The organism is Streptomyces sp. NPDC045968 (genome assembly GCF_056430475.1).
Genome location: NZ_JBWKLF010000005.1, coordinates 428,531 through 449,109 on the forward strand (window position 1 = coordinate 428,531; position 20,579 = coordinate 449,109).

Consider the following 20,579-nt stretch of genomic DNA (forward strand, 5'->3'; position numbering starts at 1 on the left):
CCTGCACGGCCTACTAGGCTATCCGGGCTCGGCGAGAGTGGTGCACCACCGGGCCTCAGTCAGGCGGTGCTCGGCTGACCAGTAGCAGGTCTTCATGCTGGCGGCGCTGAGCTGCCGGAAGCTGAGGGTGCCGTCGGCGTCGCGGAGCCGGACGGCGATGTTCGTCGACGCGTGCCAGGGCGCCCACGCCTGCGGGTACTCCCACCAGCGGTCGCCGGGGGGACGAAGATGGCGTTGTCGTTGGAGCTGCCCGGCCGCGGGACGGTGATGTGGCCGTCCATCTCCAGCAGTCCCGACAGTCGGGCGAGCTGGCCGGGCAGTCCGACGTCGGCCCGCCGTTCGTCCAGGCCGCCGGGGTCGACAACGGAATGCAGCCTGATCCGCCCGTCGCGCAGCCAGTACTGCGTGCCGTACTCCTGCGGGTCGCTGGGGACGAGACATCGGTCGCGCAGGTGAGCCCACTGGGCCGACGTGGCGTCCCCGGGGCGGGCGGCCTCGGCCAGCATCGTCAGCAAGGTGGTCTGGAAGGCGGTTGTCGTGATCGGCCTGTAGCGCGATGGCGAGGGCCGCCTCGGAGCCCGCGTCGCCCACCAGACGGCGGCCGGGCCAGCCGAACTTGGTGATGAGCCGGGGCAGGGCCTGGGTGTCCGCGAGGCCAGCGTGGTGGGCGACCTGGATGTCGTAAGGTCCGTACTCGACGGGGACGACCCGCCATGGCACACCGGTCCTGACCCGGAACCGTATGCCGTCGATCAGCCGCCGACGAGGCCAGACGGGTGGTCGCCCCGTCCTGGCATCCTTTGGCAATAACGGCTCCAGCACTGCTCACTGCTCGTACGTGAGATCTCCCCGACCCATGAGCCGTGATCATTCACAGCCCGAGATCCACTTTCGATACACGGCCTAGCGGGTTACAGGCCCAGGCAAAGGCGGTTCGGGCTGTGAAGAGATGCCTGGTGGTGCCCAGGATCGCGTCTCGGTGGCCTCGTTGAATCCGAGGCAGACGTAAGCCGGCGATGCATTTCCCAAATGGACTGGCAGGCTTAATGGGCGTGGCCTGCTTGACCTGCCAGGCCGCCGCCTGCACAGTCGGGATGCGGCATCGCGGCAGCGCCGCGTCCCTGTGCCGGCCGGTCCCTACTGCTTGGGTGGCGGACGGCCATGACACCCAGGAGAGACTGGTCCGATGGTCCTCGACCTGGTGGTGATCGGTACGGCTATCACCCTGGGGCCCTTGCACAACAGCGCCTTCATCCTGCTGCTTTCCTCGCGTCGCGGCGTCCGTCAGGGGCTGGCATTCCTCGTGTCGTGGCTGGCCAACCTGATCGCCGTGATTGCCGTCGTGGTGTTGCTGACCGGCGGTCAGCCCCCGGCCCGTCACAGCGCGCCCTCGACCGCCGCGATCGCCGCGAAACTCGCCATCGGTCTGGCGCTGGTGCTGTACGGCGCGCACCGGCGGCACCGCCCGCCTCGCCCGCACGGCCCACCGCACTGGGCTGCCCGGATCGACAACGCCTCCTGGGTTGCGGCAGCCAGTCTGGCGTGGCTACTGCAGCCCTGGGGACTGGTCGGCGCCGGTGCGGCGACGGCCCTTGAGGCGAACCTCTCCACCGCCGGCGACTGGATCGCGCTGACCGGCTACTGCCTGCTGGCCACACTCAGCCTCATCGTCATGGAGATGTACGCGGTCTGGGCACCTGCGGCCGCGGAAGCCCGGCTGAACGCCCTGCGGAGCTGGCTGGGCCAGCACCAGGAGCAGCTGATTGTCACGCTCTCCCTCCTCGCCGGCCTGTGGCTGACGGCTGCGAGCATCTACGAGCTGGTCGCCTGACGCAGGCGGCTCCAGCTGCGATCACCACATCGATCAACTCCCAGACTGCGTGCCCGCGGCCTCGGCGGCTTCGAGGGAGGCCAGCAGGGCCTGGACGGGGATACGGCCGTTGGTCACGAGTCGAGCACCGCTGCGCCGCATGGCCTGAGTGAAGGGGGCCCAGACGTTCTCGTACACGATGATCCTCGCCGAATTGCCCGGTTCCAGAGCGGTACCGGCTTCGTTGATGTCTTCCTCGTCCAGCAGTCCGGACGAAGCGCCCTCGAAGACGGAGAAATCGGTCCCGTCGCCGAGATCCCTCAGCTCTGTCGCGGCAACCGACCCGTCGCTGTCCCTCCGGACGAAGACGAGGTCAAGGATGCGGATGATGCCCTCGACGAGGTCGAGCAGGAGAGGGAAGCCCTCACCCGTCATCTTGTGTTGCCGGGGAACTCGACGACCAGGTAGTAGACAGGCCCCATCTCTTCCAGATCAGCAAGGTCTTCGCTCACGGCCACTCCTCACGAGCGGATCGAGGTCCGGGCCTGCCCCGGTCACTGACGGCAGGCGGTGGCGGCCGTCAGCACGGCGACGGGAAGCCCTCTGTGCCAGTCCAGCACCCCGCACGTACCTTCGCACTTCCTGGAGACGGGCCGTCCTCAGCTGGTCGGCTGCCCCGACGAAACATCAGCCGTCCGTGCGTGTCCTTCCTCCGGGTTCCCCGCCAGGAACTCCACCACGGCCACCGCGAGGAGCCAGACCAGTGCGATGCCGGTGATGACCAGCGCGGACGGGTAGCTCCACAAGATGGCCGCCAGCACTGCCAGACCGACCAGGACCCAGGTGATCCATGTGCGGTGGCGCCGGATGAACGGCCCGACCGGACCGGTGCGCATACCCGCCCGGTCGGCGGTGGCGCGGACGGAGCCGATGCCGGAGCGCCACGATTGCCGTACGAGCGTCGCCCATCGACCGTGCCCGCTCAGCCAGGCAGCCAGGGCGACAACGACGCCGAGCGTCACGGCCGCGCGGACCATGGTGCGCATGTAGCGCGTAAGCGTGTCGTAGACGGACGCGGCAGCAGGCTGAGAGACGGTCTCCGGCAGCGCGTTCAGGTACGCCACGCGGAAGAGGGTCAGGGCTCCGCCGAGCAGCAGCATGACGAAGGCCAAAGCGAGCGCGGCCACCACGAGAATGCGGCGACGGTGCACGGACAGCAGGACCCCGGCGGCAATGAGCAGCACGGAAAGGGCGGGCAGCCAGAACCCGGCCATCTGCAGGATCCGGAAGTACGTCTTGACCTTGCCGACGTCGTCGGCTTGCAGCACCGTGAAGTCGGTGTGCACGTCCGGGACCTTCGAGGCCGCGGTCAATCCGTCGTCGATGAGGCGCTGCTTGACCTGGTCGACGACTGGGCTGAGGTCGACGGTGACCGAGTCGTTGTTGATCTTCACTGCGCCGTCACCGCTACCCGTCAGGGCTTTGTCAACGGCTGCATGGATCCGACGGTTGGCATCGGTCCAGAAGTCCTCGAAGGTGTCGGAGGAGACGATCTCCTCCGACTTCTCGTGGACGAAGCTCCGGACGGCGCTCTCCAGTGAGCCGCCGAGTTTACCCAGGGCCTTCTCAGCGAGCGGCCGGTCAGCCGGCGCCACTCCCTCCAGCAGGGTCGGCAGATCGATGTGTTCCATCACCGCGTTGGTGACCCGGATCGCGGCGGCCGCCTGGATGTCGGGGTCGGAAGCGAGCGGGCCGACCGTGTCAACGTAACTGTCCCTGTCGCCGATCTCATCCCCTGTCCAGGCTGCGACAGCGGCCAGTGGGGCAAGAATGCAACCAATGACGATGAGCAACCCGGAGAAGAAGGACCGCCACCGGTGACGCGGAGCCCGAGCCTTCTTGTCGGCCTCCAAAGCGGTGATACGTGCCTGTAGCCGCTCCAGCTCGGAGCGTTCACCGGGGCTCGACGCGTCAGGTCGTTCACCGCCGGGACCCGCTGATCCGCCGTTCGGCATGGCTCGACCTTCTCGTGCTGTGGGTTAAAGGCCAGCAGAACCCCGCCCACGGCCACGCGCGAGCCCTCGGCGACCGTCAGAGTGAACGACACACGCAGCGCTCAGACCTACTCTCAAGCGGCAATGCTGGGGAAGGTCCAGGAGCCGTACCGGCTGGTCGAGGAACACGGCGCGAACGTGTCGTATCCGATGGTCAGGCGCTATGTTGCTGACCGGAAGCTGCAGATCGCGGTGGAGGCGGGCAAGGCGCCCATCGAGGCGCAGACCCACCCGCCCGGTACGACATCCTCGACGACGCGCCCCGCCTGGTGGTCGTCCTGGACCGGGCCGACACCACCCTGCGGCAGCTCGCCAGCTACTGGGAGAACTTCCGGCAGAAGGACCCGAAGAAGTCCCCGGCCATCACCGCGCTCGAGGACGTCCTGCACGCGGGACACCGCTCCCGCATCTACGCCCTCTACAACGGCCGGGTCGTCGGCGGCCTCGCCCCGGCCACCCGCGAACAGTTCGCCACCCTCGTCCTCTCGCGGTTCAGTGAGGGCATCTGGCGGCAGCTCGCCCCGATAGCCGGCCCCGCCCCCAAGAGCAGCGCGCACCCGGGCCGCGCCCACGTCGTGAAGGAGGGCACCGCCCACCCGACGCAGGTCCTGTTGATGACCGACGCCGAAGCCGCCGACTGGCTCGCCGCCACGGCGGCCGAAGAGGACTCACCCGGCCGGATCCGGACACACCATGGGCCCCGGGGGATCAGCCACGACGCCCACGGGGCCCGGTATGAGTTCGCGCTGTGCAACGACGGAGCGGGCCCGGCGTCACGCGCTCTGCGACCGCTGGCAACGCTGCCGGATCAGATCAGGGGAGGGGAACAGCGTGGCGATCGCCTCGAACGAGTCGTTCTCCGGCTGGACCAAGACCTCCACCTTCACCGACCCCCGCCTCTGCGCGGCCATCGTCGACCGCCTCACTTTCGGCGGCAACATCATCGAGACCGGCACTGACTCCTACCGACTCGTCACCACCCGCGCCCGCGCCGAACAACGGGCCTCAGCCGGCTGACCGCGGCCATACCCCTGTGGTGGCCGTGATCGCGCCCCACCGACTCACCGGATGGCATACCCGTCCCACAGGGGGCCGCCAGACTTGTCCAGCACCTCTGCCACGACCTCGGCGAAGACCTTCGCGTCCCCGGCGATCGCCTGCGCGGCAGCTTCGGACAACGCGCGGTGGACCCCGGGGTCGGCCGCAGCCAGCCGCCGCGACAACCACTTGCCGCCGCCGAGCCAGTGCCCGCTGACCAGCAGGACCAGCTCCGAGGCACACTGCAACATGCGCGAGACCAAGTACACCCGCTCCGCAGGGTCCGCGCAGCCACACAGGTCATCGAGCAAGTCCGTCAGGACGTACCGCTGGTAGTCACGCTCACGGTCCGAGAGCAGGGGCGGGCCCGCAGCCCAACGCCTTCGCGCCTCGTCCTGGAGCGAAGCGCCCAGCCCATCCGTGTCTACCAGGAGCATGCCGTCAGCACACATGGCGAGCAGCGGCGAACGCCGGTTCGCGGTCTCCTGGTCGGCGAAACTGTGCCAGGCGGCCTCTGTTTGCACGAACAGCTCCACCGGCCAGCCCCGATATATCAGGTTCTCCCGAATGGGGGCGGGCGGTCCGTCCAAGAGGACCACGATGTCCAGATCAGACGTGGGCGTCCGGCGGTCGGTCAGCACGCTGCCGGCGAGGAAGGCCGCCCGGGCAGCGGGAAATCGGTCCCGCACCAGTTCGCGGGCGGTGAGCACGGGGTCATCCATGATCGCAGCGTACGTGCCGACATCGGACCCGTAAGAGAGCGGGTCCACCGCACCACAGCGAGTGCTCCTATCTCATCGACATTCATCCGCTCTACGGATACCGAGCGATGCCGAAACCCACCGACAAGTGCTCTCGCTTCTAACCTACGCAGCCAGTCGCACGACGACGCCGTGAAGGTGATGATCCGCAGGTGTCGAGCCCCTGGAGCTTTTCCCCGGAGTTGACGCGCCCTGACGCTGCCGCTGTCTGAACGCTTTGTGCCCAGGACTATGGATGGGCGATCCCGCCGACATTCAGCCGCGCCTGAGTGACGCACGCAACAGTCGCATCTCCGCCTGCAAGTACTGCGCGCGTAGAGCCATCAGACCGGAACGAGCGGCCCAGCAGATGACCGAGCGCGGGCAAGACCGCTGGAGCGCTGTACGGATGCCTGGCAACAGTGGCGTTGCGAGTGCCTGACCTGTGGAGCGGACGACATCACACCGGCCTACGTGAATGCGGTACTCGGCAGTCAAGGCGGGTGCAAGACTGCGGGGGTCGGGTCAGGGTGGCTGAGGCACAAGCCGGGCGAGGCCCGCGCGGTTGCGGAGGCAGCGATGCGGGCGGCGGCGCCGGTGAAGGCGCATACCGCGGACCTGGTGAACGTGGCGCCGGAGGAGCTGGTCCGGCAGAAGGAGCGGCTGGAGCTGCCGGCGTTTTCCACCCTGGACCGGATGGCTGCCCGTATCCGCTCAGAGGTGGAAGCCTCGCAGTGCGAGGCGATCGTCGCGCGCATGAGCGACGCGGCGCGGCAGCGGGTCGCAGGCATGCTGGAGGTCGTCGAGGGCGAGTACCAGAGCCTGTGCGCGTGGATCAAGCAGCCCGCCCGGCGGGCGACATGGTCACGGTTTAGGGCGCATGCGGAGCGGATGGAGAGAGTGGACGGGCTGGGGGATGCCGTCTACTGGGTGGGGAAGACACCGTCGGCGAAGGTGGCCGCGCTGGCAGAGCAGGCGAAGGTGCTGTCGGTGGGCGAGATGAAGGACATTGCCGAGCCCAGCCACACCGCGATGACCGTGTGCCTGCTGGCGCAGGTGCAGGCGGCGGTGCGGGACGAGACCGTGGTCATGCTCTCCAAGCGCATGTCCCGACACCTCAAGCGGGCCCAGGAAGAGCTGCTGGAGATCGAGTAGCGGCAGAAGGAGACCACCGAGCAGCTCCTGGCCACCTTCCGGGACGTGCTGACCGCCCTTCGCGGCAGCGGCGAGACCGCCCTCGGTGGGTGGGAGGGGGAGGCGTCGCTGGATGACCTGCTGGCGTTGAAGAACGCCCGGGCTGCGATCGAGACGGCGGGCGGGTTCGAGGCCCAGCTGGCGGAGCTGGAGGCCCTGGACGCCTACCGGGGCGGCAACTACACGGCGCTGGTTGAGCGCTTCTTCAAGCCGGACCGGCCGACCATGTTCAAGATCACCCACCGTCTGTCGTTCACCGCGACCTCGACCGACCGCAGCGTGCTGGAAGCGCTGGACCACGTCCTCGCTCACCAGCACCTCACCCGGCCCCTCGTGGCGGACACGCATCCGACCCGCAAGGACGAGAACGGGGAGTTGGTACGGCTGGACCTGTCGTTCGCGCCGAAGATGTGGCTGAACACTGTCTACTCCCGCGAGCAGCCGGGGATGATGGTCCGCCGCCATTTCGAGGCGATGGTGTTCGCCTGTCTCGTGGAGGAGCTGCGCTGCGGTGATGTCGCCGTGATCGGCGCCGAGGACTACGGTGACCGGACCCGCATGCTCCTGCCCTGGGAGCAGTGCGAGCCCAAGCTCGCCGGCTTCTGCGAGCAGGCCGGTATCCCGGCCAACGCGAGCGAGTTCACCGTTCGGCTGCGCGAGCGGCTTACCACGATCGCCGAAACCGTGGACGCCGGGTATCCGGACAACAAGGACCTCACCATCGAGCCGGTCACCGGCGTCCCCTCCCTCGCTGTACGCAGAGCAGGCGAGCGCACCGCCTCCGCGGAGAAGCTGGAACAAGATCATTCCGAGCGTCTTCCCGCTCGCAGCGTGCTGGAACATCTGGCGCGGGCGGCGCACCGGACGGACTGGTGGAAACGGCCCGGCCCACGCTCGGGCAGCGAGCCGAAGCTGAAGGAACCCCTGCCGCGCTACGTGACCACCGCGTTCGTCTACGGATCCGGGCTTGGCCCCGCCCAGGCAGTACGCCACATGCGAGGCAGCGTGGCCGCGCATGAACTCGGCGCGATCGCGAAGCGCCACTTCACCATCCCGGTCCTCAACCGGTGCGGGGCCGACGTCGTCAACGCCCACGCCGGCCTGGACCTGACGGCGGCGTGGGGTGACGAATCGGTGGCGGCGGTGGACGGCACCATGATGGACACCGTCATCGACAACTTCCTCGCCGAGACCTCGATCCGCTACGGCGGGATCGCCCACCATCTCGTCTCCGACACCTACGTTGCGCTCTTCTCCCGGTTCATCCCCTGCGGGGTGTGGGAGGCCGTCTACCTCATCGACTCGCTCCTTGCGAACGAGTCGGAGGTCAAGCCGGACACCGTACACGCCGACACCCAGGACCAGTCCTTCCCGGTCTTCGGGCTCGCCCACCTGCTCGGCATCGACCTGCTGCCGCGGATCCGGAACTTCCAGGACCTCACCTTCCACCGCCCCGATCCCCAGGTGTGCTACCGGCATATCGACGCGCTGTTCTCCGCTGATCCGCGCACCTGCATCGACTGGCAGCTCATCGAGAGCGGCTGGAAGGACCTCATACAGGTCGGCCTGTCGGTACGCGAAGGCACCGTGTCCTCCGTCACCCTCCTGCGGCGCCTGAACAACCACTCCCGCAAGAACCAGGTCTACCGGGTCTTCCGCGAGGTCGGCCGCGCCATCCGGACGATCGTCCTACTCCGCTACCTGTCGGACCCGCAGCTGCGGGAGCAGATCACCAGGGCGACGAACAAGGCCGAGGCATACAACGGGTACACGAAATGGCTGCACTTCGGCGGAGGCGGCTACCTGCGCTCCCGCGATCCCGAACTCCAGGAGAAAGCCGTCAAGTTCCTCGACCTGATGGCCAACAGCATCATCTTCTCCACCACCGTCGACATGACCGACACACTGCGCCAAATGGCCGCCCAAGGCCGGGAGGTGAACCCCGACGACATCGCCGCGCTCAGCCCGCACCGTAGGGACAACGTGCTCCGCTTCGGCGACTACGACACCGCCACCCTCCACATACCGCCCGGCCCGTACGACAGCGCGTTTCGCCTTCCCGCGGATGGTCTCTGACAGGGGCAGCCGAGATTGGCGGCCAACCGGAATACAGCCGGAACAGGCAATCGCAGTAAATCCGGAGATATTAGCTCGGTGGGATCCGCAGGAGTGCGCTGTGCGTAAGGGCGGATCGGCCAGTGTGAGCCAGTCCTACCGGTTGGAGGGAACCGCCGGCCCCCGGGCGATCAGGACGTCGGCTTCGTGGTGCCAGCCGAGGGAGGAGTAGAGGCGCTGGCCTTCCTCACTGGCGATGAGAAGACCGGTACGGGCGCCCTGGGCCACGGCGGCCTCCGCTAGAGCGCTCATCATGGCGCGGCCCAGGCCGCGTCGGCGGTGCGCCGCGTCCGTCTCGATGCGATCGGCGATCGCATCGGCGCCGACCACGGCGATGGTGCCGCGCGCCGCCACCTCTCCGGAGGAGTAATGGAGGGAGACGACCGTGACTGGTCCCTCCGTGCGGACCTCACGCTCGTACGGCGCGGCGGGCGCGTGCTGCGGGTGCTCGGTCAGATCGGTCGTCATGAACCACTCGGACCGGTGGAGCAACTCCAGTCCGGCGGCGCCGACGACGGCTTCGACGGTGCCTGGGCACAGCGTAGGTACCGTGAGCCAGGTGGTCTGCCTCGCGGCGGCGACGGCCGCCGCCAGCCGTGCCAAGGACTCGGGCTCCTCGTCCGCACGGAGCGCGAACACCTCGACCTCGCGGCCGGGTTGGTCGCACTTGGACCGCAGGCCGTCCCCGGCGGACTCGACCGGCTCGGCCTCGGGCAGGGAGCGAGCCACGGTCCAGCCGTTCAGCCAACGTCGTATCAGCTCTGATTCGATCTTCGTCATCCGGCGATTAGAGCATGACCGCAACCGGTGGGCGGGTGAATAATCAGCCCCCGTCGTCCGCCGCCGCCAGGCGCCGCAGCCCCTCCATTTGCCGGTCGGTCCAAAAACCGGCATAGATGGCAGCGGGCAAGAGAAGCGTCCTCTGATGGGCCCCAACAACAGGCTCGGGGTCTGCTGTTGCGGCTGGTGCTATGCCCGGACGAACTTCCGCCCGTGCGGGCGCTGCGGGCGGGTCGACCAGATCGTCACCCGCCGCCAGGACGGGCCGATCTGCCGGCACTGCCACCGCACTGATCCGCTGGTCGTCACGGAGTGCGCGGGGTGCCACCGGATGCGGCGTCCCGGACACAGGTGCGAGGACGGGACAGCGCTGTGCTGCAATTGCGCGCCGAGGACCAAGAAGAAGTGCGTCGGCTGCGGCCGGGTGCGCAAGTCAACGCCCGGACCCCAGCGGGCCCGGTCTGCGGCGCCTGCTACGAGGGGCCGAAGCGCCAGTGCGGCGTGTGCGGTGAGGCCGAGCAGATTGCGGTGCGTACCACCGACGGGCAGTCGGGAATCTGCATCCGCTGCTACCGCGGCCTGAAGGGCGAGTGCAGCGTCTGCGGCCGGTGGCGTCACGGTGGGCAGGTCAGTCAGCGGAGCGGAGCCTTTCACTGCCGCTCCTGCTGGCCGCGGCCAGTCCGTACTTGCGGGATGTGCGGCCACGACCGGCGCACCAAGACCATCTGGCCTCTTGGACCCGTCTGCTCGGGCTGCTACCAGGCCCGGCGTGCGACGCCGGCGGCCTGCTCCTCATGTGGTGACCGGCGCATCATGATCGGCCGCACGCCGACGGCAGCGGACTATGCGCCACCTGCTGCGAAACCGATGACCTCGCCACACGCTGCGCCGGGTGCGGCCAGACCGGTGATCTCTTCGACGATGGCCAGTGCCCCCGCTGCGTCCTGGCCGAGCGGGTCCGTGATCTCCTCAGCGGAGACCACGATGCCGTCCCGGATCACCTGCAGGCGATGGCTGACGCCCTGGTCAGCGCTGGGCTGGCTGCGCCGCAGCCCTTCCGCCAAGGCACTCGCCCAGCTCGCCGGCCGGGCCGAGCCACTCACCCACGAACTGCTCGACGCCTTCCCCCAGAGCACCACCGCCCGACACGTCCGCTCCCTCCTGGTCGTCGCCAGCGTCCTGCCCGAACACAATGAACACCTCGCCCGACTGGAACGATGGGTGACCCACACACTCCCGGTGCTGCCCGGCCACCAGGCCCTAGTCATCCGGCCGTTCGCAGAGTGGCATGTGGTCCGCGCCGCCCGTCGCCGCGCGGCCCGAGACCGCTACTCGAACGGCGCCGCCTCCGGTGACATCAAGGACATCCAAGCCGCCATCAGGTTTCTGACCTGGCTCGACGAGCGCGAACAGCAATTGGGCTCCTTGAACCAGGAGGAATTCGACTACTGGTTCACCAGCTACCCGACCCAGCGAGTCGCGATTGGCTCCTTCATCCGCCGGACTGCAACCCGGCGTCTGACCAGCCCGCTCGAACTACCCAAGCGGGGACGTACATACGCGGTGAACTTTGAGACAGCCAACGAGTACGACCAGCAGCTACGACGCTGCCTCAGCGACACCACACTCTGCCCTGGAGCTCAGGTGTCGTCGAGGGCCACGTCAACCGCATCAAAATGATCAAGCGGCAGATGTACGGACGCGCCGGCTTCAAGCTGCTCCGGAAGCGTGTTCTTCTCGCCGGATGACGCCCCTCCATGTGCGGTAGGTTGCGGGTGACGAGAGAAGAGCGTCCATGGACTCCCGCATCCCGCGGCTGCGACGCAAGCTGGCACGCATCCCCTACGCATTCAACCGAAGCCATTCCTTCGGTGAGGAACGGCATGAATTCCGGCTCGGCCCATGCCTGCCTCAGGCCCGGATCGACACCTTCGAGACCGAGCACGACGTGGAGCTCCCCAAGCCCTATCGAGACTTTCTTACGAACCTGGGCAATAGCGGGGCCTCTCCGTACTACGGGCTGATTCCGTTGGAGAACTGCCAGCTCTTCACTATGAACCCCAAGGACGCCTCCGGGGCCCCGAGAGGGTTCACTCGGGCACACCGCCCCACACGCCACGGCGACCTGTTTCTGCACGTCATCGAACGCGGCTGCAGCGACCTCGTCCTCATTGGCATGACTGGCCCTCTCACCGGACGCATGCTCATCGGGAACGCGGACGGCTTCTGGGGCCCGAACGTCTCCTCAGCCCCAGACTTTCTCGCTTGGTATGAACGCTGGCTCGATCACGTGGCCGCCGGCCTCGACAACAGAGCCTTGGCAGTTACCTCGCCCTTGTTCCGGGACCACATGACACACCCGCACACCTTCCATCCGGCAAGAAAGAGCTGACTTACAGTCACCGTCCACAGAAGTTGGGCCAGAACCCGTTCTCATAAACAAGGCCAGACACCTGATACCGCACACCTCAAACAATGCCTCTTCACCAGTATGAGGAACATGCCGGGCCCGGGGAGTACCGGTCCTGGATGCCGGGAACGGCCTGTGCGCCGGCTCGGCCCGGTCGTGGTGCGGCGGATGGCGGTCGAGAGGACGGCCAGCAGTTCCTCGCAGAGCGCGTAGTCGATGTCCTGCGCGCGTGCGGCGCTGAGCACGCGGCGGTGGGTCAGGTCGAGGCCCGGATCGACGTAGACGGTCTGGTGGGCCGGTACGGGGCAGTGCCCCCGGCGAGGGAGTACCACAACGTCGGTGTCACGCTGATGGACGTGCACAGATCGCCGCCCGAGGGGTGGGCGAAGCTTTCTTCCTCTTCGAGTGAGGTGGACCCGCCTCACGCTGCTCGCCTCGTCCTGACAGGTACGGGCGCGGACGATGCGCCCCGTGGTCAGCCACCGCTGAGGCGTGGTCACGAGGCCGCCGTAGATGTGGACCTTGTCGGCATGGCGGGGCGGCGGGGTAGTCGGCTACAGGAGAGAGGCAGCGGAGTACCGGAAGATCCTTCCGGGGGAGAGCCAGTGAGGTTAGCCTGCGCGCATGGTTTTCAGACGTCTATGGGGCGACAAGGGCGAGATGCCGCTCGAGGTGGACACGGTGATCCTGTCCGATCCCGTTGAACCGGGAGGGATGCTCACCGGTGAGGTGGTGCTGCGCGCGCCCGATCGTGATGTGGAGGTGCAGTCGATCCACCTGGAGGGATTCGTCGATGCGTCGGGCGTCCGCAAGGACGACGGCGACGAGGGCAAGGGCCACTCGTTCACGTCCACCGCCGCGAGCGGCTGGTTCACCCTGAAGAAGGGTGACGAGCGGCGGTCGCCGTTCCGCCAGCGGCTCAGGTGGGAGACCCCGGTGTCCGAGGTGAACGGGCAGCAGTTCCACGGGGTGTCCCTGACCTTGCACACCAAGGTCGAGGCCGAGGGGATCAGTACCCGGACGGACGCCGACCCTGTGCGTGTTGCCGCGCGGCCCCTGCACACGGCCGTCTTCGACGCCTTCACTGCCGAGGGCTACGACTGCACGACCACGCGGATCGTCGACTCCACGATCCCGGACACGGAGTACTTCCTCTATCTGCGGCAGAGCTTCCTGCTCACCCGACGGAACGGCCATGAAGGGCCGCAGGAGTTGGAACTGACCTTCCACAGCAACTCCGTCGGCTGCGAGATCTACGTCCGCCGGGCCGCGATCCATCAGAGGCATTGGGACGACAAGCCGCCTGCCCTGCGCTATGTCGCCGCCTACCACGACGTCGGCCGGGTGGACTTCGCGGAGGTTGTCCGACGCTGGATCGACGAAGTCGCGGCCCTGGGCCAGGACAACAGCGACGCTGCGAACTGAGGGCGTGGCGCGACCAGGGCCGGCTCCGCTCCGTCGGCGGAGGGGGCGGAGCCGGTCCGGGCAGTCTGTGGGACACGTAGTTCGAGGATCACCGCAAACCGGACGAGGGCGATCCGCACCCTGTGTACATGGGCCTGCCGCTCCTGTGCGGTCATAGTGAGGCGCCGGTCTCGGTGGCTTCGCGAGCCACGAGCCCCTCGGCATTTACATGGGTACTCACCATGCAGGAGGGGGCCGGACGGGGGTTCGGCCCGGGGCACGACGCACTCGACTTGATAGGCAAGTGAATAGTTGCCTATCCCTTGGTCGTGGCCGACGACCTTTTCAAAGCCCTGGCCGACCCCACCCGTCGCACGATCCTCGACGAGCTCACGGAGAGGTCCGGACAGACACTGTTCGAGATCTGCTCCCGACTGAGCATGAAGCACCAGCTCGGCATCTCGCGTCGGGCCGCCTCCCAGCACCTCGCCGTGCTGGAGGCCGCCGGGCTCATAGAGACCAGGCGGGAGGGTCGCTACAAGTTCCACGACCTGAACACGGCCCCGCTGCGGCGGATCGCTGAACGATGGCTCCATCCCGACGCGCCCCGACCAGAGAAGAGCACCCCATGAAGATCCACCTGACCAGCGTCTTCGTCGACGACCAGGCCAAGGCCGAGCACTTCTACACGGAGATCCTCGGCTTCGTGAAGAAGCACGATGTCCCGCTGGGTGAGAAGGACCGGTGGCTGACCGTCGTCTCGCCCGACGAGCCCGCGGGCACCGAACTGCTCCTCGAGCCCGCGGGCCACCCGGCCGTCAAGACCTACCGCGACGCGCTGGTCGCGGACGGCATCCCTCTCGCCCAGTTCGCCGTCGACGACGTGAACGCGGAGTTCCGGCGCCTGCACGGCCTAGGCGTCCGCTTCACCCAGGAGCCGCTGGAGATGGGCCCTGTCACCACTGCCGTCTTCGACGACACCTGCGGCAACCTGATCCAGATCGCGACCGAGCCGCAGTAGGCCGTTGCCGTGCCGGGAGTGTCGGAGCCGCCGACGCGGCGGCGGCCCCAGGGCTCCGTGGGGCGGAAACGTATCTCAGCCCCTTGTGCCCAGCTACGCAGTGGGTCGTCGTACCCGACCGCTACGCGTACGACTCACAGATCCGCCGGACGGCGGTGCATCGAGCCGACTGCTGGCAGGCCACCCAGCAGGGCGGAGGCATTGAGGTGGAGACCGAGCAGGAGGCGGGCCGCGATGGCCCAGCCGGGCGCGCGGGGCTGCATCCAGTGCGGCACGGACCAGAGCCTGCGATAGCCCCGGGGCAGCACTCCCTGACAGTGGGCTGTACGGCCGATGTGAGCGTGCCCTGCCGTCCCCCGGGCCACAGAATCGGGGTGTGGATTTCCCTGTCGACGTCGCCCTGGCCCGCGCCGTCCCCACGCTGCCCGAAGGTAAGGGCTGGTGGTTCGAGTGAAGGCGTACGGCCACAGAACGGTGATGCGCCGCACCGAGGACACCGGGGTGCTGTACGCCCGGTCCGGACGCGTCGTCACCTCCCACTGGATGGATCTCGCGTCTGCCGGAATGGCACTGCCTGCCGGCACGGTGCTCGATGGTGTGATGTGACCTGTACGGGTGTCTCAGACCCAAGGTGTCTCAGGCGGTGCACCTCCGTAGACGAGACGCGTTCACCTCCGTTGGTTCGGGAAGCCGAGGAAGGCAATCGGGCCGTGCGGCCGTCGGTACGGCCCGGATAACCTGCGCGAATGAAGCGGATTCAGCGAGCGGCCGGCGCGGTCGTCGGCTCAGCGGTGGGCGACGCTCTGGGCGCTCCCTTCGAGTTTGGCCCCCAGGGAGCGTTCTCTGCGCGGTTTCCCGCGCCTGGTGCCGGGGGCGAGATGTGCGGAGGTGGTGGCTGGGACCCCGGCGAGGCCACTGACGACACGCAGATGGCCGTCTTGGTCGCGGAGTCGCTGCTGGAGCGGGGCGGGCTGGATCTGCCGGACATCTTCGCCCGCTTCCAGCGGTGGGCGGCATCAGAGCCGAAGGACATCGGCTTGCAGACCGAAGACGTCCTGACCAACGGCATGCCCTGGGACCTCGCCGCCGCGATCCACTTCCAGGTCAACCAACGAGCGGCGGGAAACGGCTCCTTGATGCGGGCGTCGACCTCCGCAGTCCACTTCGCGGCCGCCGGCCAAGAAGCCACCATGGAGGCGGCCCGCCGTATCGCTGCCCTCACCCACGGGGACCGCGCGGCCTGGGAAGGCACCGCGATCTTCCACGAGCTCATCCGTGTCACGTTCGAGGACATTGACCCCCTCGCCGCGCTTGCGGACGTCCTGGCTCTTGTCCACCCCGACCACCGCGGCCGCTACGCCACCGTCCTCGCGCCCGACTGGCACCCCGATCAGGCGACCGAGTTCAACGGTGCCGTCTGGCCCTGTCTGGGCTCAGCCGTCTGGGCCTTGCGCACCACCGCCAGCTTCGAAGACGCGATACGCGCGGCGATCGACCTCGGTGGTGACACGGACACCGTCGCCGCGGTGACCGGAGGCCTCGCGGGGGCGTACTACGGGCTGGATGCAATCCCCGCCCGCTGGACCCAACCGCTCCGTGTCCCTCTCCCAGGATTCGACGGACGGGTGCTGCACGCGCCAGATCTACTCAACCTTGCACACCGCCTCGGAGGCTGAACCGGGTGCTGTTCCGCACTCTCCACGAACTCCGGCCCTCAGCCGCAGTCACTTGACCAGTGGCTCCGCAAGGAGGACGACTCGATCTGCTTCGACATCGGATCCGAGCACCGGATGACCATGGGCACCCTCCGGGCGCATCAGCACCGGCTTACCCAACCGCCGCCCGATCTCCCGCAAGAAGCCGCAGAACAGTTCAAGTCGCTCCTGCCTCTGCAACTCGCGCAGATCAACGTCGAAATCGATCTCCTCGTCTGAGTAGAAGCGGAAGATCGCCAGCACATCAGCTTTCAGCCTACTGCCCGGCACCCGGCCTCAAGGCAGCCCTATTTTCCCTGATCAAGGGCATAGAAGCCCTCGCAGGAAGTAGAGGCGCGGCAGTCATTCCGGCGGCAGCATTCGAGGCGTCACGGGGAGGGAGGCCACGGAGCCGCCGCGGTGGAGGGCTTCGCGCAGGGTGGCATTCTCCGCTTCGAGTTCGGCGTTTCGCAGGCACAGAGCCTGGATGTGGTTGGCGTAGGCGGCGATGGTTGCGCGCGCCTCCCGTTGCTCGGCCGCGTGTCGCGAACGCAGCGTCCGGTCGGGCTTCTTGAGGCGTTCGATGTCCGCCGTCAGGGTGTCCGTCTGCGGGCGGGGCGAACGTCTTGGCGAACCGGTCCCACAACGTCTCACTCCGGCGATGAAAGAGGCCTCACCAGCGGTTGTGCACTTCCTCGGCCCAGCCGGTCAGGCCGTCCAGGGTGATCCACCGGCCGTCGTCCGTACGGGCGCGGCCGGTGAATGCGCCGAAGCACTGACGTGTGCGGTTGCCGAGCAGGCCGAGTTCCGTGCGGCCGGTCTTCACGTGGAAGGGATGGAAGTCCGCCTCGACGCGCGGTCCGGTGATCCGCCAGGGACGGAACCAGTCGGCGGGGTCGTACGACCAGTCGAGCTCCTCGTGGATCTTGTGGAGCCGGCCGTCGACGAACAGCCCGTTCTCCGTGGAGCCGGTGCCGTCCGTCCACTTCCCGCCGAGCTGGATCGCCCGGCCGGGGCCGGCACCCGCGCCCCAGTTCCAGGAGGTCCGGTACGGCCGCCTGCCGCGGCCGTGGTCGAGGACCGCGAACGAGTCGGCCGGGTCGAGGTCGAACTCGCCGGAGCCGCCAAGACGCAGGATCCCGCTCACCGGCCGCCCGAGGTCCTTGACGGTGTACTGGAACTGCTTCGCCGACCACGGCACCACTACACCGAGCGACTCGTGCCCCTCAGGAAGCGGGATCTCCAGGTCCATTCCGACGCCGATGGACGCCGCTTCCGCGCGGATCGTGGTGCCGTCGGACCGCTGCTCGATGACGATGTCCACCCCGGCACCGTGCACCGACGCGGTTCCCGAACCGCAGCGATCCGGCAGTACCACGCCACGGGCGAACGGCACCACGACGTCCATCGCGTACTCGACGCCGGTCTCCCGGTCCAGGACGTAGACGCCGTTCACGGCCGCGTAGTCCAGGGACGAGGCGTCCAGGCCCACGATGTGCCGGGGGGTGACGATCCCCCAGTACTCCCAGCGTTTGGTACGGCCCCAGCCGTGCAGGCCGGCACGGTGCAGGGGCCGCCGGGTCCAGCCGACGGCCGCGGGGTTCAGATGCCCATCCGGCAGACACAGATCACGGCGGCGGTGATCTCGGGGAGCACGTGCCGGGACCCGTCGCCGGCAGGGTGGTCGTTGCGAGAGCGGTTGTTCTCAGGCCGGTCGTTCTCAGGCACGTCGCTCACGGCAGGCGCATCCTTTCGGTCAGGGCCCTGATCTGCTCCTCGGGCAGATTGCGTACCTCCCGGTCGTAGGTCAGCAGGCCGTTGATTTCGTCCTCGACATCGGACAACTGGGTGTAGACGGTGGCGCTCAGTCCGCGCGCGATGGCGGGGATGATCTGCTCCTCGTGGAGCCGGGCGAGGGCGGCTCCGAACTCGTCCGCCGGTCCCTGCGCGGCCGACTGCGCGGCACGCGGAAGCGCCGGAAGTAGACGTGCAGGCTGCGCAGGTCACCGGCGCCCTGGTCGTGCCGGCCGCAGGCGTGGTCCACGCTCCGGGTCGTCTCGAACTGCGCCCGCCCCTCCGCGTCGGCGCGGCCGAACCAGCGGGCCGCGGCCGCGTAGGGCGAGACGTCCGGGCCCGCGACGCGTCGCCGAGGGAGGAGACGCGAAGCGAAACGGGCGGCGCACCCTCGGGCCCGGGCACGACGATCTCCTGGACCGCGATGTCCGGCCCTGGATCGGTCGTACGCCACCTCACGCTGCGCACGAGGCGCGACGACAGGCGTCCCTACGACATGTCGGGGATGGAGCGACCTCGTCCGAGATCGGGGTGGAAGGCACTCATCAGGTCCTCGTTCCTTCCCCTTATTGAGGGTGTAGGGAATCAATGTGACCACCTGGCGGGTGGTCAGCGTCGAACTCCGAACTGGTCACGTCGAGGTCGACGCAGGTCACCCTGGCGGACGCGGTGACTCGCGCGCTGTTGCGAGCGGTTGCGATCACCTCGCAGGCCGACGCGGCGAGGGCACGGGTCGTCTCCTTGCCGATCCCCGACGAGGCACCAGTCACCTACCGGCCCCCGGCGCGCACCGGCGCCGCTTGTCGGGGAGTAGCTGAGTGATGCCCTGGGCGTCGCAGTGCTCCAGCAGGGGAACGGTGACGCGTCGGGTGGTATCCAGGGCGCGGCTCGCCGTTCCCACGGTGAACGGCTGGTCGAGTTCGCTCAGCCGGCCGGCCGCCAGCCGAGGGGCGTCCGGCAGCAGGACCACGTGCTCCGCGAGCCGCAGTACCACTCCGTGGCGGACCGCCGCGGCGAGCTCTCGGCGGCCGAAGCCGAGTTCCGCGAGCCGTTGGGCGTGAGGGGCGGCGAAGGGCCGCCCGCCGAGCTCAGCGGTGAGCCGGCGCACCGCTTCCGCCATCCCGGCGGGCTGCGCCGCGGACCCGGAGGTCACGCGTCCGCGACTCATCCGCAAGGGCGGCGCGACCAGTGCCCGCACGAGGGAGACGGCAGGCAGTCCCAGACGGTGCCGGGCGGCCTCCGCCGGTATGCCCTCCTCCGTGGGATGTTCGGATCGGTAGACCTCGACCAGTTCGGCCAGGGAAGCGCGCAGGCCTGCCCAGTGGGCGGGGTCGGCAAGCCAGTCGTCCGCGACCGGCTCGGCGTGGACAGTCACCCCCATCGCGGTCAGCTCCCCGCGCCTTACGAGCAGTCGGCGCCGTAGCTCGCCGGCCTCGCCCTGGGTGTCGACGAGCTCTGCCGTCCGCCGTGCCGCGGCGCCACGGCGCCGCAGTTCCGGTGGCTGGGGGTCGAGCACCGTCAGGCCGGCCAGTACACGCCGCAGACCGGGGTCGCGCAGCACCACCCGGTCGCCGATGCGGAGCGGCAGCGGCTCCGGCAGGGTGAGCCGTACGAGGTCGGCGCCGAGCGGCCGTACGCGTACGGGCACGGCCGCCGAGCCGATGTGGGCGACGGCGGTACGGGGCAGCTCCGCGGCCGGTGATCCGCCGTGTACGCGCACGTCGCAGCGCAGGCTCGGGAGGAAGCTGCCGGGGGTGAGCAGCGCGTCGCCGCGGCCCGTCTCCTCCTTGCCGAGGCCTCGGAGGTTGACGGCGACACGGGCGGTGGCCAGGACCTGCCCGGTCTCCTCGCCGAGGGCCTGCAGCGCCCGGACGCGCACCGGACGTCCCGAGCGGGCGGTCACCAGGGCGTCGCCCGTGCGGATCCGCCCCGCACCGAGGGTGCCGGTGACCACCAGTCCGCTCCCCCGCACGCTGAAGGACCGGTCGATCCACAGCCGTACCGGGGCGCCGGCGTCCCCGTCCGGCAGGCGCGTCGCCAGTCGGACGAGAGCGGCGCGCAGGTGTGCCATGCCCGCGCCGGTGCGGGCGCTGACGGCCACGGCCTCGATGCCGCCGAGCGTGCTGGTCCGGATACGGTCGCGTGCCTGCGCCGTGGCCGGGCCGGGGTCGGCCAGATCGCAGCGGGTGATGGCCAGCAGTCCGTGCCGTACGCCAAGAGCGTCCACGGCGGCGAGGTGCTCGGCCGACTGTGGTTTCCAGCCCTCGTCGGCGGCGACGACGAACAGCACGGCGGGCACGGGGCCCACGCCCGCCAGCATGGTGGGAACGAACTTCTCGTGTCCTGGGACGTCGACGAACGCGAGGCGCTCGCCCGACGGAAGATCCGTCCACGCGAAGCCCAGGTCGATCGTCAGGCCGCGCCGCCGCTCCTCCGCCAGCCGGTCGGGGTGGGTGCCCGTCAGCGCCTGGATGAGTGTGCTCTTGCCGTGGTCGACGTGCCCGGCGGTCGCGACGACCCGCATG

General features: G+C 68.7%; 21 protein-coding genes and 4 pseudogenes. 11 read left to right on the forward strand and 14 right to left on the reverse strand.

Features of this window, described 5'->3' with window-relative positions; genetic code table 11:
- Positions 1 to 92: 92 nt before the first annotated feature.
- Positions 93 to 722, reverse strand: coding sequence for a DUF6624 domain-containing protein (locus AC07FA_RS17730; protein ID WP_479076456.1), 630 nt, complete (start codon positions 720 to 722; stop codon positions 93 to 95).
- Positions 691 to 822 (reverse strand): annotated as a pseudogene (locus AC07FA_RS17735) (transposase); the annotation flags it as partial. The pseudogene AC07FA_RS17735 and the gene AC07FA_RS17730, both read right to left, overlap by 32 nt.
- Before the next feature lie 364 nt (positions 823 to 1,186).
- On the opposite strand from AC07FA_RS17735, the gene AC07FA_RS17740 reads away from it, so the two are divergent.
- Entirely contained in the window at positions 1,187 to 1,831 is a 645-nt protein-coding gene (locus tag AC07FA_RS17740; protein WP_479076458.1) for a GAP family protein, read from the forward strand.
- Between the two features lie 33 nt (positions 1,832 to 1,864).
- On the opposite strand, the pseudogene AC07FA_RS17745 reads toward AC07FA_RS17740, so the two are convergent.
- Positions 1,865 to 2,292: pseudogene (locus AC07FA_RS17745) on the reverse strand (DUF6325 family protein).
- A 177-nt stretch (positions 2,293 to 2,469) separates the two neighbouring features.
- Positions 2,470 to 3,825, reverse strand: a complete 1,356-nt coding sequence (locus tag AC07FA_RS17750) for a hypothetical protein (RefSeq protein WP_479076460.1) — start codon at positions 3,823 to 3,825, stop codon at positions 2,470 to 2,472.
- Between the two features lie 858 nt (positions 3,826 to 4,683).
- Between AC07FA_RS17750 and AC07FA_RS17755 the strand changes: the two are divergent.
- A pseudogene (locus AC07FA_RS17755) lies at positions 4,684 to 4,881 on the forward strand (ATP-binding protein); the annotation flags it as partial.
- A 44-nt stretch (positions 4,882 to 4,925) separates the two neighbouring features.
- On the opposite strand, the gene AC07FA_RS17760 reads toward AC07FA_RS17755, so the two are convergent.
- Positions 4,926 to 5,624: a nucleotidyltransferase domain-containing protein gene (locus AC07FA_RS17760; RefSeq protein ID WP_479076461.1), complete on the reverse strand. Its 699-nt coding sequence runs from the start codon at positions 5,622 to 5,624 to the stop codon at positions 4,926 to 4,928.
- Positions 5,625 to 6,239: 615 nt separating this feature from the next.
- Here AC07FA_RS17760 and AC07FA_RS17765 point away from each other — a divergent pair.
- Both AC07FA_RS17765 and AC07FA_RS17770 read left to right on the forward strand, forming a co-directional pair.
- Positions 6,240 to 6,797, forward strand: a complete 558-nt coding sequence (locus AC07FA_RS17765) for a hypothetical protein (protein WP_479076462.1) — start codon at positions 6,240 to 6,242, stop codon at positions 6,795 to 6,797.
- A gap of 45 nt (positions 6,798 to 6,842) precedes the next feature.
- A complete protein-coding gene (locus AC07FA_RS17770) occupies positions 6,843 to 8,912 on the forward strand; it encodes a transposase (RefSeq protein WP_479076463.1) in 2,070 nt (689 codons plus the stop codon).
- A gap of 135 nt (positions 8,913 to 9,047) precedes the next feature.
- Here the strand turns inward: AC07FA_RS17770 and AC07FA_RS17775 are convergent, their stop codons facing one another.
- Entirely contained in the window at positions 9,048 to 9,731 is a 684-nt protein-coding gene (locus tag AC07FA_RS17775) for a GNAT family N-acetyltransferase (protein ID WP_479076465.1), read from the reverse strand.
- 842 nt (positions 9,732 to 10,573) lie between these two features.
- Complete coding sequence (locus AC07FA_RS17780; RefSeq protein WP_479076467.1) at positions 10,574 to 10,714, reverse strand: hypothetical protein; 141 nt, start codon at positions 10,712 to 10,714, stop codon at positions 10,574 to 10,576.
- A 1-nt stretch (position 10,715) separates the two neighbouring features.
- Here AC07FA_RS17780 and AC07FA_RS17785 point away from each other — a divergent pair, with 1 nt between their 5' ends.
- From AC07FA_RS17785 to AC07FA_RS17805, 5 genes are all read left to right on the forward strand, one after another.
- A complete protein-coding gene (locus tag AC07FA_RS17785; protein ID WP_479076469.1) occupies positions 10,716 to 11,411 on the forward strand; it encodes a hypothetical protein in 696 nt (231 codons plus the stop codon).
- A 115-nt stretch (positions 11,412 to 11,526) separates the two neighbouring features.
- A complete protein-coding gene (locus AC07FA_RS17790; protein WP_479076470.1) occupies positions 11,527 to 12,123 on the forward strand; it encodes an SMI1/KNR4 family protein in 597 nt (198 codons plus the stop codon).
- Positions 12,124 to 12,765: 642 nt separating this feature from the next.
- Complete coding sequence (locus AC07FA_RS17795; RefSeq protein WP_479076472.1) at positions 12,766 to 13,566, forward strand: sporulation protein; 801 nt, start codon at positions 12,766 to 12,768, stop codon at positions 13,564 to 13,566.
- Positions 13,567 to 13,874: 308 nt separating this feature from the next.
- The gene (locus AC07FA_RS17800; RefSeq protein ID WP_479076473.1) at positions 13,875 to 14,177 is read left to right on the forward strand and encodes an ArsR/SmtB family transcription factor; all 303 of its coding nucleotides are present in this window, start codon (positions 13,875 to 13,877) and stop codon (positions 14,175 to 14,177) included.
- Complete coding sequence (locus AC07FA_RS17805; RefSeq protein ID WP_479076475.1) at positions 14,174 to 14,566, forward strand: VOC family protein; 393 nt, start codon at positions 14,174 to 14,176, stop codon at positions 14,564 to 14,566. Before AC07FA_RS17800 ends, AC07FA_RS17805 begins: the two co-directional genes overlap by 4 nt.
- A 134-nt stretch (positions 14,567 to 14,700) precedes the next feature.
- On the opposite strand, the gene AC07FA_RS17810 is transcribed toward AC07FA_RS17805, so the two are convergent.
- A complete protein-coding gene (locus AC07FA_RS17810; protein WP_479076477.1) occupies positions 14,701 to 14,841 on the reverse strand; it encodes a hypothetical protein in 141 nt (46 codons plus the stop codon).
- Positions 14,842 to 15,007: 166 nt separating this feature from the next.
- Between AC07FA_RS17810 and AC07FA_RS17815 the strand changes: the two genes are divergently transcribed.
- Together AC07FA_RS17815 and AC07FA_RS17820 are read left to right on the forward strand one after the other, a co-directional pair.
- Complete coding sequence (locus tag AC07FA_RS17815; protein WP_479076478.1) at positions 15,008 to 15,172, forward strand: hypothetical protein; 165 nt, start codon at positions 15,008 to 15,010, stop codon at positions 15,170 to 15,172.
- Positions 15,173 to 15,312: 140 nt separating this feature from the next.
- The gene (locus AC07FA_RS17820; RefSeq protein WP_479076480.1) at positions 15,313 to 16,242 is read left to right on the forward strand and encodes an ADP-ribosylglycohydrolase family protein; all 930 of its coding nucleotides are present in this window, start codon (positions 15,313 to 15,315) and stop codon (positions 16,240 to 16,242) included.
- Between the two features lie 48 nt (positions 16,243 to 16,290).
- Here the strand turns inward: AC07FA_RS17820 and AC07FA_RS17825 are convergent.
- From AC07FA_RS17825 to selB, 6 genes and pseudogenes are all read right to left on the reverse strand, one after another.
- A pseudogene (locus tag AC07FA_RS17825) lies at positions 16,291 to 16,530 on the reverse strand (hypothetical protein); the annotation flags it as partial.
- 93 nt (positions 16,531 to 16,623) lie between these two features.
- Positions 16,624 to 16,914, reverse strand: a complete 291-nt coding sequence (locus tag AC07FA_RS17830; protein ID WP_479076482.1) for a hypothetical protein — start codon at positions 16,912 to 16,914, stop codon at positions 16,624 to 16,626.
- A 19-nt stretch (positions 16,915 to 16,933) separates the two neighbouring features.
- The gene (locus AC07FA_RS17835; protein WP_479076610.1) at positions 16,934 to 17,887 is read right to left on the reverse strand and encodes a DUF2804 domain-containing protein; all 954 of its coding nucleotides are present in this window, start codon (positions 17,885 to 17,887) and stop codon (positions 16,934 to 16,936) included.
- Complete coding sequence (locus tag AC07FA_RS17840; RefSeq protein ID WP_479076483.1) at positions 17,863 to 17,997, reverse strand: hypothetical protein; 135 nt, start codon at positions 17,995 to 17,997, stop codon at positions 17,863 to 17,865. Before AC07FA_RS17840 ends, AC07FA_RS17835 begins: the two co-directional genes overlap by 25 nt.
- A gap of 623 nt (positions 17,998 to 18,620) precedes the next feature.
- Positions 18,621 to 18,824: an SDR family NAD(P)-dependent oxidoreductase gene (locus AC07FA_RS17845; RefSeq protein WP_479076485.1), complete on the reverse strand. Its 204-nt coding sequence runs from the start codon at positions 18,822 to 18,824 to the stop codon at positions 18,621 to 18,623.
- Positions 18,821 to 20,578, reverse strand: a complete 1,758-nt coding sequence (gene selB, locus AC07FA_RS17850; protein WP_479076486.1) for a selenocysteine-specific translation elongation factor — start codon at positions 20,576 to 20,578, stop codon at positions 18,821 to 18,823. The genes AC07FA_RS17845 and selB overlap by 4 nt, the downstream gene beginning before the upstream one ends.
- Between the last annotated feature and the right edge of the window lies 1 nt (position 20,579).